Source organism: Luteipulveratus halotolerans (genome assembly GCF_001247745.1).
Taxonomy (GTDB): Bacteria; Actinomycetota; Actinomycetes; order Actinomycetales; family Dermatophilaceae; genus Luteipulveratus; species Luteipulveratus halotolerans.
Map to the genome: position 1 here is coordinate 1225789 of NZ_LAIR01000002.1, position 13260 is coordinate 1239048.

Annotated in this window: 10 protein-coding genes and 1 riboswitch; all 10 genes read left to right on the plus strand. The window is 70.1% G+C overall.

From position 1 onward, the window contains the following. Nucleotides 1–2 precede the first annotated feature (2 nt). The 10 genes from VV01_RS06380 to hrpA all read left to right on the plus strand — a co-directional run bounded on the left by VV01_RS06380 (nucleotide 3) and on the right by hrpA (nucleotide 13248). Nucleotides 3–1202, plus strand: a complete 1200-nt coding sequence (locus tag VV01_RS06380) for an McrC family protein (protein ID WP_071606521.1) — start codon at nucleotides 3–5, stop codon at nucleotides 1200–1202. A gap of 21 nt (nucleotides 1203–1223) precedes the next feature. Then, nucleotides 1224–1757, plus strand: coding sequence for a hypothetical protein (locus VV01_RS06385; protein ID WP_050669160.1), 534 nt, complete (start codon nucleotides 1224–1226; stop codon nucleotides 1755–1757). Nucleotides 1758–1850: 93 nt separating this feature from the next. After that, on the plus strand, nucleotides 1851–2582 hold the full coding sequence (locus VV01_RS06390; protein WP_050669161.1) for a DUF4352 domain-containing protein: 732 nt from the start codon (nucleotides 1851–1853) through the stop codon (nucleotides 2580–2582). Nucleotides 2583–2682: 100 nt separating this feature from the next. Continuing rightward, the gene (locus VV01_RS23235) at nucleotides 2683–3408 is read left to right on the plus strand and encodes a hypothetical protein (protein WP_157508765.1); all 726 of its coding nucleotides are present in this window, start codon (nucleotides 2683–2685) and stop codon (nucleotides 3406–3408) included. 26 nt (nucleotides 3409–3434) lie between these two features. Continuing rightward, nucleotides 3435–4709 carry a DUF445 domain-containing protein gene (locus tag VV01_RS06405; protein ID WP_331456418.1) on the plus strand — a complete coding sequence of 425 codons (1275 nt, stop codon included), beginning with the start codon at nucleotides 3435–3437 and terminating at the stop codon, nucleotides 4707–4709. 64 nt (nucleotides 4710–4773) lie between these two features. Further along, nucleotides 4774–4890, plus strand: a riboswitch (SAM riboswitch). Between the two features lie 69 nt (nucleotides 4891–4959). Further along, the gene (locus tag VV01_RS06410) at nucleotides 4960–6285 is read left to right on the plus strand and encodes a bifunctional o-acetylhomoserine/o-acetylserine sulfhydrylase (protein ID WP_050669164.1); all 1326 of its coding nucleotides are present in this window, start codon (nucleotides 4960–4962) and stop codon (nucleotides 6283–6285) included. Between the two features lie 159 nt (nucleotides 6286–6444). Further along, nucleotides 6445–7080, plus strand: coding sequence for an antibiotic biosynthesis monooxygenase (locus tag VV01_RS06415; RefSeq protein WP_050669165.1), 636 nt, complete (start codon nucleotides 6445–6447; stop codon nucleotides 7078–7080). 164 nt (nucleotides 7081–7244) lie between these two features. Beyond that, entirely contained in the window at nucleotides 7245–8105 is an 861-nt protein-coding gene (locus tag VV01_RS06420) for a serine protein kinase RIO (protein ID WP_050669166.1), read from the plus strand. A gap of 36 nt (nucleotides 8106–8141) precedes the next feature. Further along, the gene (locus tag VV01_RS06425) at nucleotides 8142–9329 is read left to right on the plus strand and encodes a DUF4185 domain-containing protein (RefSeq protein ID WP_157508766.1); all 1188 of its coding nucleotides are present in this window, start codon (nucleotides 8142–8144) and stop codon (nucleotides 9327–9329) included. Nucleotides 9330–9345: 16 nt separating this feature from the next. After that, nucleotides 9346–13248, plus strand: a complete 3903-nt coding sequence (gene hrpA / locus VV01_RS06430) for an ATP-dependent RNA helicase HrpA (RefSeq protein ID WP_082220848.1) — start codon at nucleotides 9346–9348, stop codon at nucleotides 13246–13248. Nucleotides 13249–13260: the final 12 nt, after the last annotated feature.

Below are 13260 nucleotides of genomic sequence, written 5' to 3' on the forward strand. Positions count from 1 at the left end.
CCATGGACGTGGACCTCGCCGAGCACAGCGAGTCGCCGCCGGTCCGTCTGCCGCGGGCGGCCCGTAAGTCCTTGATGTCAGTCGCGCAGGGACGGGTCGACATCCGCGCCACGGCCGACCCCGACCGGGTGGTGCTGGTGACCGGGTCCTGGGTCGGGGCGATCTCCGTCCCAGGCCTGACCGTGCGCATCCGGCCGTCGGCGCCGATGGAGAACCTCTTCACGATGTTCTCCGCCGGCATCCCGGGCGAGGGCTGGGGGAGTGACCAGATCGGCTGGTCCTCCGACGCCGACCTCGTCGACGGCGTCGCGGCGTTCGTGCTCCTCTCGATCGACGAGGCGACGCGCCGTGGTCTGCTGCACGGCTACGTCACGGTCGAGGAAGACCTCAACCTCATCCGTGGCCGGCTGCTCGTCGAGAAGCTGGCGACCCGTCCGTGGCAGATCGCCGAGCCGCCCTGCCGCTACGACGACTTCACGGCCAACATCCCCGAGAACCAGCTGCTGCGCTGCGCCGTACGCCAGGTGCTCACCTGGCCCTCGCTGCCGCCGGTCGTACGCCGGGACGGCCTGCGCCTGCTCGCGCGGTTCGACGGCGTCGCCGACACCGACGCGAGCACGCACCGTGACCGCATCCCGATCACTCGGCTCAACGAGCACTACGGCCCGGCGATGGACCTGTCGCGGATGGCGCTGGACGGAGTCGCGATCCGGCACATGGAGGGCGAGCAGAGCGCCCACACCTTCCTCGTCGACATGGACGACCTGTTCCGCCGGTGGGTCACGGTCGAGCTCAGCCAACGGCTGTGGCCCGAGATCGCGGTCGACGAGCAGCCCGAGCACAGCCTCGACGTGCACGACCAGCTGCAGTTCACGCCCGACATGCTGCTGCGCAGCGGCTCGCGTGCGGTGCTCGTGGGCGACGTGGTCTATCACCTCGGGTCGACCGAGTCCGGGCCGAGCACCGACTACTTCCCGCTGCTGACCTATGCCTCGGCCCTCGGGCTGGGCGCGGGCATGCTCGTCTACGCCCAGGCGGACGAGCCGCCGGCACCGGAGATGGTGGTGCGCAGCATCGGCACGCGTCTGATCAGCGTGCCGCTGCGGCTGAGCGTGCCGCCGGCGCGCCTCGCCGGTTCGCTCGACACGCTCGCCGAGCTCGTCCGCGCGGTCGCGGTCGGTGCCCTCGCACCCGCCCGCTGACCGGTCGGCATACTGAGCAGCGTGTTCCGCAACCTCGGCCTCATCCTGGTCGCGATCGTCCTGCTGTCGATCGTCTGGTTCTTCGTCAAGGGCAAGGTCAGCCGCACGCACGAGCAGGTGCGTGAGCGCGCGCTCGAGGGCGGCTTCGGCCGGGCGATGACCTCCGGTCCCGCGACCAAGCACCTGGCGATGATGGGCCGCACTCTCACCCTCGGCGCCGACCCGCAGCGCACGGGCGAGCTGATCGCCCATGTCGCCGGGGCCGACGACCGCGTCACGGCCGTACGACCCGAGGAGGGTGCGCTCGTCGTCGAGATCGACGGGTCACGTCCGCTCGTGCGCGCGCACCTGCGCCCTGACCGCACGGTGATCGGCGTCGACGAGATGTCGTGGGAGATGGGCTTCCCGCAGGGGGCACAGGTCTGGAACCGCGTCGTCGACGCACTCACCGAGTCAGCGGGCAAGCAGGGCATCGCCGTCTCGGAGGGCGCCCGTGAGTTCGTCCGGGCCGACCGCCCCTCCGACGGTGCGGAGGTCTGGGTCGTCCGCAGCTGAATCCGCGATCGACCGGAACGACGCGGCGGGAGGCGGCGTCATACTGTCCGTCGATCAGCGGCAGCACGACTGCCCCTCGCACCTGGAGTCATCATGACCGTACGCCCACGTCTGGCAGTCGTCCCCGTCGCGCTCGCGGCCATCGTCCTGGCCGGTTGCCAGGACGAGGCGCCCACCGCGCTCCCGCCGCAGCCCAGCTCCACCTCGCCCGTCGCCGGTACTCCCACCGCTGCGCCCTCGGACCCGGCGGCTGCGCCGACCTCGGCACCCACTGAGCAGCCGGCAGCGACCGTGACGGTCACCGCAACCCCGACACCGACCGCGGCCGCACCGGCCACGCCGCCCGCGGCAGGCACGTCGTCCGGAGTGTGCGCGAGCACCAGCACCTACGAGGGTCGGCCCGGACCGGCGGCCACGCCGATCGCGACCAAGCAGACCTTCACCGACAACGGCGGGTCCGTCGAGATGACCGTCGGGCGTCCGACCATCGACCGCACCTCGACCGGCAGCACGTACTACCCGGGCGAGGGCATGGTCTCCGCGGTGTTCCCGGTCACGCTCAAGAACACCAGCGCCAGCTACTTCATCACGTCGTCGCTGAAGTTCACGCTCGTCGACGGCCAGCAGCGTCCCTGTAAGCGGGACACTCTCAACTATGCGGTGCCGGACTCGCAGCAGCTCGACGTCGACAGCCTGCACGCGGGCGACTCGGTCTCGGCCAAGCTGGTGTTCGCGGTCCCTCAAGGCGCCGACCTCAGCGGCTACCAGGTGCTGTTCACCGACAACTACCCGGGTGTCGCCGACCTCGCCTGGAAAGCATCCTGACTGAATGATCGAAGGCCGGAACCGCCCGGGGTGCCGCGCCGTCGTACCGCTAGCCTGACCGCGGCAGCCGGGGAGCTGCCACACATCACTGGAGGAGAACATGAACGCCAACCGTCGTCTGCGCCTTGCTGTCATCCCGGCCGCGCTCGCAGCACTGACCCTTGCGGGATGTCAGGACGAGGCGCCCACGGCGGCTCCGCCCGCGCCGGCCACCTCGTCGGCAGCCGCGGCACCGACCGAGGCCCCGACCACCGAGGCACCGGCTCCCGCCCCGACGACCGAGGCGCCCGCTCCGGCCCCGACCACCCAGGCCCCGGCTCCGGCTCCTGCCCCGTCGACCAGCGCGGCTGCCAGCGGCGTCGTGTGCGACAGCAGCGGCTCCACCGCGATCCTGCGCGCGGGCATGCCGGTCAAGCCGCTCGGCACCCAGACCGCGACCGGCCTCGGCTACGACAAGGACGTGTCGGTCGACATCACGGTCAGCAAGCCGACCATCGACAGCTCGAGCACCGACAGCTACTTCCCGGGTGACGGCATGGTGGCCATCACCTTCCCGGTCACCATCAAGCACAAGACGGGTGACTACTACATCCCGTCGCCGCAGCAGTTCGGTCTGGTCGACGACCAGGACAACGTGTGTGACCGCGACTACGGCACGATCACCCCGCGCAGCAAGCAGATCCAGATCGAGTCGCTCAAGAACGGCGCGAGCGCCAGCGGCCTGGTGACCTTCGCGGTGCCCGCCGGCGCCGACTACAAGAAGTACGCCGTGGTCTGGAAGGACGAGGGCGGCGGCAAGGCCGCGCTCGCCTGGGCGGCTTCCTGATCCGCACGGATGAGCGCAGGGTCTGAGTGACGAGCTCCACCAGCCCGACGACATCGGCCGGTCCCCAGCTGGGGCCGGCCGATGCGTCGCGTCGTGCTGCCCTGCGCAAGATGCGACTCGTCGCGACCTCACTGCTCGTCATCGCGGCTGTCGTCTTCATCGCGACGCACGGCCGCGACGGAGGTTGGGGCTACGTCAACGCCGCGGCCGAGGCCGCGATGGTGGGCGCGGTCGCCGACTGGTTCGCCGTGACGGCGCTGTTCCGCCATCCGCTCGGCCTGCCGGTGCCGCACACCGCCCTCATTCCCAAGAAGAAGGACGCGCTCGGCGAGAGCCTCGAGGACTTCGTCACCGAGAACTTCCTCACCGCCGACATCGTCCAGGAGCGACTCGCGCAGGCGCAGATCCCGCTGCGCCTCGGCCGCTGGGTGTCCGACCCCGAGCATGCTGCGACCGTCGTACGAGAGGCGGCGCCGGCCCTGAGCCGGGCCGTCTCGTCGGTCCAGGACGCCGAGGTGCGCACGCTGCTCGAGGGGTTCTTCCTCCCGCGTCTGGCCCAGGAGCCCATCAGCGAGATCGCCGGACACCTGCTCGACGGTGTGCTGCAGGACCGCTCTCACCAGGGCCTGGTCGACCTGGGCATCGGCCAGGTCCACGACTGGGCCCGGGACAACAAGGCCACCATCGCCTCGATCATCGGCGCCCGCGCGCCCTGGTGGTCACCGCGGTGGCTCGACGAGACGGTGACGGATCGCCTCTACGCCGAGATCATGAGCTGGCTGGGCGACGTGCGCGACAACGCCGAGCACCCGGCGCGGCACGCCCTCGACGATCTCCTCGCGGGTCTCGCGCGCGACCTGCAGCACGACCCGCAGACGCAGGCGAGGGCCGAGGCACTCAAGGAACGCTTCCTCACCCACCCCGGTGTGGCCGACGGCATGGTCTCGGTGTGGGGCTCGGTGCAGCACACCCTCGTGGAGGCTCTGGCCGACGAGGACGGTCCGCTGCGTGCGCGGATGAGCGCGCTGCTGGCCGACGCGGGGCGCCGTCTGGTGGCCGACGACCAGCTGCGTGGCGCAGTCGACCGACGCCTCCACGACGTGGCGGGCTATGTCGTGACGACGTACGGGCGTGAGATCTCGACGCTGATCTCCCAGACCGTCGCACGCTGGGACGGCGACGAGGCGGCACGGCGCATCGAGCTGCAGGTCGGTCGTGACCTGCAGTTCATCCGCATCAACGGCACTGTGGTCGGTGGCCTGGTCGGCCTGCTCATCCACGCGCTCTCGCAGCTGCCCTGATTGTTTGGTTCATCATAAGAAACGGTGATGTACGACGGCGCCTCCTCGCGCTAGTCTCACCGCAGGTCAAGAGCGCCAGCGTCAAGCCCCGGCTCGCTGGCCGGCAACCCTCCTCCGCGGTGGGGTGCCCCGGGTGAGGACCTGGCCGTGCGGGCAACAGGCCCGACGGCAAGCGCGGGCAGCAGACGTCCTGCTTCCGCAGCACCGCCGGTGCCGTCGGCGGTGCGAACCGTCGACGAGGAGTGCATCGATGACTGACGACGCCACCCCCAGCTGGTCCTTCGAGACCCGCCAGATCCACGCCGGTCAGACCCCGGACCCGACCACGGGTGCCCGGGCGTTGCCGATCTACCAGACGACGTCGTACGTCTTCAACGACGCCGAGCACGCCGCGAACCTGTTCGGGCTCAAGGAGTTCGGCAACATCTACTCGCGGTTGATGAACCCCACCCAGGACGCGGTCGAGCAGCGCATCGCCAGCCTTGAGGGTGGTGTCGGCGCGCTGCTGCTCGGCTCCGGTCAGGCCGCAGAGACGATCGCGATCCTCAACGTCGCCGAGGCCGGCGACCACGTCGTCGCCAGCCCCTCGCTGTACGGCGGCACGTTCAACCTGCTGAAGCACACACTGCCCAAGCTCGGCATCCAGGTGACCTTCGTCGAGGACACCCGCGACCCCGAGTCGTGGCGTGCGGCGGTCAAGGACAACACCAAGGTGTTCTTCGGCGAGACCATCTCCAACCCCAAGAGTGAGGTCCTCGACATCGAGGCCGTGGCCGCGGTCGCGCACGAGGTCGGCGTACCGCTCGTGGTCGACAACACCATCGCGACGCCCTACCTCCTGCGTCCGCTCGAGCACGGCGCAGACGTCGTCGTGCACTCGGCGACGAAGTACCTCGGCGGCCACGGCACCACGATCGCCGGTGTCATCGTCGACGGCGGCACGTTCGACTACGCCAAGAACCCCGAGAAGTTCCCGGGGTTCAACACGCCGGAGGAGAGCTATCACGGCCTGGTCTATGCGCGCGACCTCGGCGTGGGCAGCGACCTCGGGGCCAACCTCGCCTACATCCTCAAGGCGCGCGTCCAGCTGCTGCGCGACCTCGGGCCGGCGACGTCACCGTTCGACGCCTTCCTGATCGCGCAGGGGCTGGAGACGCTCAGCCTGCGGGTCGAGCGCCACATCGAGAACGCCCACAAGGTCGCCGAGTTCCTGCAGGGCCATGAGCAGGTCGAGTCCGTGCGCTGGGCGTCGTTGCCGGACAACGAGTTCCACGAGCTCGCGCAGAAGTACACCCCCAAGGGCGCCGGTGCCGTGCTCGCGTTCGAGATCGCGGGCGGCGTCGAGGCCGGTCAGAAGTTCGTGCAGAGCCTGACCCTGCACTCCCACGTCGCCAACATCGGTGACGTGCGGTCGCTGGCGATCCACCCCGCATCGACCACGCACAGCCAGGGCGGCGACGAGGACCGCCTCGCTGCGGGCGTGACGCCCGGGCTGGTGCGTTTGTCGGTCGGGCTGGAGCACATCGACGACATCGTCGCCGACCTGGAGCAGGGCTTCACGGCCGCGAAGGCCTGAGGGCCGGTACGACGGCGCCCCGCGTCGTCGTACGCCGACAGTGCGACTCGTGCCGCCTCCCGCGACGGGAGGCGGCACGAGCTGCACTTTCGGCAGGTGAGCAAGGCCACGGGCTCGATGGCCCGGACCACGTCTCAGCCCGCGAGACAATGAGCAGCGATGTCCATCACCGAGATCCCGCTGCCCGCCACCGAGTCACGCCGCCACAGCGTGACCGTGTCGATCACCCGTCGCGTCAGTGCGACCGATGAGACCGCGATGCTCGCCTGGGTGCGCGCGGGCACCTCGATGGCCGAGCGGTTCCCCGGATTCCTGGGCTGCGGCTGGGTCCGACCGACCGGTGACTCCGACGAGTGGCACATGCTCTACCGCTTCGCCGACGAGGAGAGCCTGCACCGCTGGGAAGGCTCGGCCGAGCGCTCCTGGTGGCTGCGCTCGGGAGAGGGTCTGGTCGAGCACACCCTCGCCGAGCGGCGTACGGGAGTGGAGGGCTGGTTCGACGAGCCGGTCGACGTGTCGTTGCAGACGTTGGTCACCGCTCCGTCCACGCCACCCGCTCCGCCGCGGTGGAAGCAGGCGCTGATCATCTGGATGACGTTCTTCCCGCTCAACCTGCTCGCCACGGTCACGATCGGCCACCTGATCCAGGACTGGAACGTCGTGCTCCGGGTGCTGGTGCTGACGGCGATGCTCACGCCCGTCATGACCTACCTGCTGCTGCCGGCGATGACGCGCGCGCTCGCGCCGTGGCTGCACGCCGGCCGGCCGTGGGGCTGGCGGCGCGGCGAGGACTGAACTGAACGAAAACCTGTTGCGCGCGAGCAGAGGTCTGTACCAACCTTGCCCGCGGAGTACGAGCGCGCTGATCCGGCGCGCCCCGATCGAGAGGAGCAGTGACATGTCCACGACGGTCATCGGCCTGCCCAGCACGCCGTCCTTCCTCTTCGTTCGGAGCACGTATGTCATCAGCAACACCGGAGCGCGAGACTGAGTCCGCGCTCGACCCGTTCTTCACCTTCGACTTCCAGGCCGTCGACGACCCCGGCGAGGGGCAGCGATGGTCCACCTGGGACAGCATCGAGCGGCTCTGCCGCGGACCGGAGCCACGACCCGACTGGGTCGTGACCGACGCGTCCGCGATCGACACCGAGCTCGGCGTCCTCAAGACCGGCAAGGAAGCCGACGTCTTCCTGCTGGAGCGCACCTCGACCAACGACGCCGGTCGCACCGTGGTCATGGCCGCTAAGCGCTACCGCAGCACCGACCACCGCACGTTCCACCGCAGCACCTCCTACACCGAGGGCCGTCGTACCCGTAAGAGCCGTGACGCCAGAGCGCTGGCCAAAGGCAGCGAGTACGGCCGCGCCGTCGCGGCAGGGCAGTGGGCGTGGGCCGAGTGGGAGGCACTGAAGACCTTCTGGTCCGACGGCATCCCGGTGCCCTACCCGGTCCAGGTCGACGGCACCGAGATCCTGATGGAGTTCGTCACCGGCCCGGACGGCGCCGGCGCACCGCGGCTCGCGCAGGCCCGTTCGACGCCGGCGATGCTCGCGACATGGTTCGAGCAGCTGCGCGAGGCGATGATCGGGCTGGTGCGGGCCGGGTACGCCCACGGTGACCTGTCCGCGTACAACCTGCTGGCGGCGGGGGAGCGGCTCGTCGTGATCGACCTCCCGGAGGCGGTCGACGTGGTGGGCAACCCGCAGGGCATGGAGTTCTTGCACCGCGACTGCCGCAACGTGGCCGCGTGGTTCACCTCCAAGGGGCACGAGGTGGACGCCGAGGCGTTGTTCGCCGACCTGCTCGCCTACGCCTACTGACCGTACGCGGCGCGCGGCCTGGCTAGCCTGGTGGCCATGCTCAGGCCGCGCGTCCGTCGTACGGTCCTCGTGCTGTGTGCAGCCGTCCTCGCGGCCGTCAGTGCGTGCGCCGAGCCCGAGCCCGACCTGGAGCTGCAGGTGCCTGGGCGCGTGGACGGTGCGCTGGGTGTCGCCGGTACGCCGAGCCCGTCGAGCACGGCCGAGGCGTCGTGCTCGACCCAGCCGGTCGCCGGCGGCTACGACGTGGCCACCCTCAACCGGGCGATGCAGGGCATCAGCCTGCCCGACTGGCGCGCGGGCGACGTCGGTGCGACGGCCCCGCTCTCGGACGGCCGGCTGCTGTGGGTGTTCGGAGACACGTTGCGGGCCAAGGGTGCTCAGCCGGGCATCGTGGCCAACTCGATGCTGGTGAGCTCGGGCACCTGCTTCACACCGGTGGCGGGGTCCTCGGGTGCGCCCGTGCTCGATCTGCAACGAACCGGTCAGGCGTGCTGGCCGACGTCGGTCCTCGCGCGCAAGGCGATGGGCGGTGACTCGGTGTCGGTGATCTGCTCGCGGGTCCAGCAGGACCACCACGGTCTGCTCGACTTCACCTACCTCGGGGCGTCGCTCGCCGAGATCCGGGTGCCAGTGGGCGGCCGACCGGTCGTGGAGCACATGACGACGCTCACACCCGACAACCACGACCCGCGGGCGGTCAACTGGGGTGCTGCCCAGGTCGTCGACGGCGACTGGCTCTACGTCTACGGCAGCCAGCAGGCGCCAGGGCAGGTCGCGAAGTCGGCGCTGGTCGCCCGCGTGCGACTCGAGCAGATGCGCAGCTTTCCTGCCTGGCAGTTCTACGACGGTCGCCAGTGGCAGGAGGACCCGGGCTGGGCGCGCCCCGTCTTGTCGGCGAGTCCCGGTGTGTCACAAGCATTTTCAGTGCATCGCATCGACGGCCGGTTCGTCCTGGTGTCCAAGCGGGGTGGCGAGTTCGGCGCCACGATCGGCGTCTGGACGGCAGCCTCGCCCGTCGGCCCGTGGACGCTCGCGTCCGAGACGCCGTTCGCGTACGACGAGCACAACGGCTTCGTGCGGTACCAGCCGTTGGCTCATCCCGAGATCCGGCTGCGCAGCGGCAACCTGCTGGTGTCGCTCTCGCGCAACCCGACGACGTTCACAAACCTGTTGACCGACCCCCGGCGAGGTCGGCCAGTATTCGTCGAGGTCCCGCACCCCTGACAGACTGAACGACGCCATGAACGACCAGCCCTCCTCTCGCCGAGACAGCCGGGACCGCCGACGGCGCGACGACGCGCCCTCGGGGCGTCGTCGACCCCGTTCGTGGGGACGCCGAGGCCCGTCGGACTCCCGACGTCCGCGCGAGACCGACGAGCAGCGCATCGCCCGCGAGGAGCGGCGGCGCGGACTCGTCCCCGAGATCAGCTATCCGCAGGCGCTGCCGGTCTCGGCGGCGCGCGAGGAGATCGCCGCCGCGATCCGTGACCACCAGGTCGTCGTCGTGGCCGGTGAGACCGGGTCAGGCAAGACGACGCAGCTGCCGAAGATCTGCCTCGAGCTGGGTCGGGGAGTGGCAGGCACCATCGGGCACACCCAGCCACGCCGGATCGCAGCTCGCTCGGTCGCCGAGCGCATCGCCGAGGAGCTCGACGTCGAGCTGGGCGAGCAGGTCGGCTACCAGGTGCGTTTCACCGACCACGCCAACCAGGACACGCTGGTGAAGGTCATGACCGACGGCATCCTGCTGTCGGAGATGCAGCGAGACCGCGACCTGCGTCGTTACGACACGATCATCATCGACGAGGCCCACGAGCGCTCGCTCAACATCGACTTCATCCTGGGCTATCTCAAGCAGCTGCTCCCGCGCCGTCCCGACCTCAAGGTGATCATCACCTCCGCGACGATCGACCCGGAGAAGTTCGCCGAACACTTCGCAGCACAAGGGATTCCGGCGCCCATCATCGAGGTCTCGGGCCGCACGTACCCGGTGGAGGTCCGTTATCGGCCACTCGTGCGCACTGACGGCGACGTCGAGGTCGACGTCGACCAGGTCACCGGGATCGTCGAGGCGGTCGAGCAGCTGTGGACCGAGACGCCGGCGGACGGACGCTCGCAGGACGTGCTCGTGTTCTGCTCCGGCGAGCGCGAGATCCGTGACGCGGCCGAGGCCTTGCGCGGCCTGGACCTGCCGCAGACCGAGATCCTGCCGCTCTATGCACGCCTGTCAGCGGCTGAGCAGCACCGGGTGTTCAGCCGGCACAGCGGACGCCGGGTCGTCCTCGCCACCAACGTCGCCGAGACGTCGCTGACCGTTCCGGGCATCCGCTACGTCGTCGACACCGGCACCGCGCGCATCTCGCGCTACAGCCAGCGCACCAAAGTGCAGCGGCTGCCGATCGAGCCGGTGTCGCAGGCGTCCGCCGCACAGCGGTCAGGGCGCTGCGGCCGCGTGGCCGAGGGCATCTGCATCCGGCTCTACTCCGAGGACGACTTCAACGCTCGGCCGGAGTTCACCGACCCCGAGATCCTGCGTACGTCGCTGGCGTCGGTGATTCTGCAGATGACCTCGCTCGGCCTCGGCGACGTGGCACGGTTCCCGTTCGTCGACCCGCCGGACGCACGGCAGGTGACCGACGGCGTACGCCTGCTCGAGGAGCTGCACGCCCTCGACCCTGATGCCGTGGACCCGCGCAAGCGGCTGACGTCGTACGGGCGCACCCTCGCAGCGCTGCCGGTCGACCCGCGGATGGGACGCATGCTCGTCGCGGCCGCCGAGAACGGCTCGCTGCGAGAGGTGCTGGTGATCGTGGCGGGCCTGTCGATCCAGGACGTCCGCGAGCGGCCCGCCGACGCGCAGGCGCAGGCCGACCAGCAGCACGCCAGGTTCAAGGACGAGCACAGCGACTTCATGTCCTACCTGGCGCTGTGGCGCTACCTCAAGGAGCAGCAGCAGGAGCTCAGCGGCAGCGCGTTCCGGCGGATGTGCAAGCGCGAGTACCTCCACTACCTGCGCATCCGTGAGTGGCAGGACCTGCACACCCAGCTGAAGCAGGCGTGCAAGCAGCAACGCCTGACGACGAGTGACAACGACGCCTCGCCCGACGCGATCCACCAGGCGCTGCTCACCGGTCTGCTGTCGCACGTCGGCCTGCGTGACCGCGACCGGCGCGACTACCTCGGGGCGCGCAACGCGCGGTTCTCGATCCAGCCGGGCTCCACGCTGTTCCGCAGGCAGCCCGACTGGGTGATGTCGGCCGAGCTCGTCGAGACGACCCGCCTCTGGGCGCGCGTCAACGCTCGCACGGACCCGGCGTGGGTCGAGCGCGCTGCTGCCCACCTGGTCAAGCGGTCGTACGCCGAGCCCCACTGGGAGCGCAAGCAGGGGAGCGCGGTCGCGCTCGAGCGCGTCACGCTGTACGGCGTACCGCTGGTTGCCGGCCGCAAGGTGCCGTACGGCCGGGTCGACCCGCACGAGTCGCGCGAGCTGTTCATCCGGCACGCGCTGGTCGAGGGCGACTGGGACACCCATCACACGTTCTTCCAGCAGAACCGCGCGCTGCTCGACCGGCTCGCCGACCTCGAAGCCCGTGCGCGTCGGCGTGACCTGCTCGTCGACGACGAGACGCTGGTGCAGTTCTACGACGAGCGGATCCCCGAGTCCGTCGTGTCCGCAACGCATTTCGACGCCTGGTGGAAGAAGGCCTCGCGTGAGACGCCGTCGCTCCTGACCTACAGCGAGGACCTGCTCGTCAGCGACGAGGCCGCGGCGATCGACGAGTCGCAGTACCCCAAGTCGTGGCGGCAGGGCGGCCTGCGACTGCGGCTGACCTACCAGTTCGAGCCGGGTGAGGACGCCGACGGTGTGACCGTGCACATCCCCGTCGAACAGCTCAACCAGGTCGAGGACGACGGATTCGACTGGCTCGTTCCCGGCATGCGCGAGGAGCTCGCGGTGGCGCTGATCAAGTCGCTCCCGAAGGCCACCCGGCGCAACTTCGTCCCCGCCCCTGACCACGCGAGAGCCGCTCTGGCACAGGCAGATCCGGCGAACGGGTCGATCACGGACGAGCTCGCGGACGCACTCACCCGCCGCACCGGCGTACGCCTCCCGGTCGACGAGTGGGACTGGACGCGCGTGCCGGACCACCTGCGCATGACCTTCCGGGTCGAGGACCGGCGCCGCAGGCCGCTCGGCGAGGGCAAGGACCTCAGCGTGCTGCAGGAGCAGCTGGCTGGCACGGTGCGTACGACGATGGCGAAGGCCGCTGCATCGGTCGAACGAGAAGGCTTGCGGCAGTGGGCCTTCGGCGACCTGCCGGAAACGTTCGAGCGCAAGCAGGGACGGCAGACGATCCAGGGTTTTCCTGCCGTCGTCGACCACGGTGACTCCGTCGCGGTCGAGGTGCTGCCGAGCCGTTCGGCCAGCGAGTCGGCCACGCGGCTCGGCGTACGACGACTGATCCTGCTCAACACCGAGGTGCCCTGGAAGCGCATCCTCGGGCTGCTCACCAACACCCAGCGGCTCGCGCTCGGCAGCAACCCGCACGGCGACATGCAGGAGCTCCTGGACGACGCGCTGGCCTGCGCCGTCGACGCCGTGGTGGCCGACGAGCCCGGGGGAGACGTACGCACCCCGGACGCGTTCGACGCAGCGCTGCGGTCGGTACGCCAGCAGGTCGTGCCCAAGGTCATCGAGGTCGTCGACCTGCTCGTGCCCGTGCTCGACCACTACCGGCAGGTCGACCTCGCACTCGGGCGGATGACCCAGCCGTCGGTGGCGGCCCTGCGCGACGACGTACGCGCCCAGCTGGACGCCCTCGTACCTGCCGGTTTCGTCGCGCTCACCGGGTTCGGTCGGCTGCGGCACCTGGACCGTTATCTGCGCGGGCTCTTGGAGCGGCTGGAGAAGGCTCCGGCCGACATGGCCCGTGACCGGCAGCGGGCCGAGGTGGTCGCGCGGGTCGAGGAGGAGCGGCAGGCGCTGCTGCGCGAGCTGCCGGCCGAGCGTCGTACTGCGCCGGAGGTCACCGAGCTGCGCTGGATGGTCGAGGAGCTGCGGGTGAGCCTGTTCGCCCAACGGCTCGGCACGGCTTACCCGATCTCGGAGAAGCGGGTCTACAAGGCGATGGATGCGCTGTGACTAGGCTCGCCC

Excerpts from the sequence above, each read along its gene's own strand:
- VV01_RS06410 (WP_050669164.1), top strand. The coding sequence starts at position 4,960 with ATGACTGACGACGCCACCCCCAGCTGGTCCTTCGAGACCCGCCAGATC.
- hrpA (WP_082220848.1), top strand. The coding sequence starts at position 9,346 with ATGAACGACCAGCCCTCCTCTCGCCGAGACAGCCGGGACCGCCGACGG.
- VV01_RS06420 (WP_050669166.1), top strand. The coding sequence starts at position 7,245 with ATGTCATCAGCAACACCGGAGCGCGAGACTGAGTCCGCGCTCGACCCG.
- VV01_RS06380 (WP_071606521.1), top strand. The coding sequence starts at position 3 with ATGGACGTGGACCTCGCCGAGCACAGCGAGTCGCCGCCGGTCCGTCTG.
- VV01_RS06415 (WP_050669165.1), top strand. The coding sequence starts at position 6,445 with ATGTCCATCACCGAGATCCCGCTGCCCGCCACCGAGTCACGCCGCCAC.
- VV01_RS23235 (WP_157508765.1), top strand. The coding sequence starts at position 2,683 with ATGAACGCCAACCGTCGTCTGCGCCTTGCTGTCATCCCGGCCGCGCTC.
- VV01_RS06390 (WP_050669161.1), top strand. The coding sequence starts at position 1,851 with ATGACCGTACGCCCACGTCTGGCAGTCGTCCCCGTCGCGCTCGCGGCC.
- VV01_RS06425 (WP_157508766.1), top strand. The coding sequence starts at position 8,142 with ATGCTCAGGCCGCGCGTCCGTCGTACGGTCCTCGTGCTGTGTGCAGCC.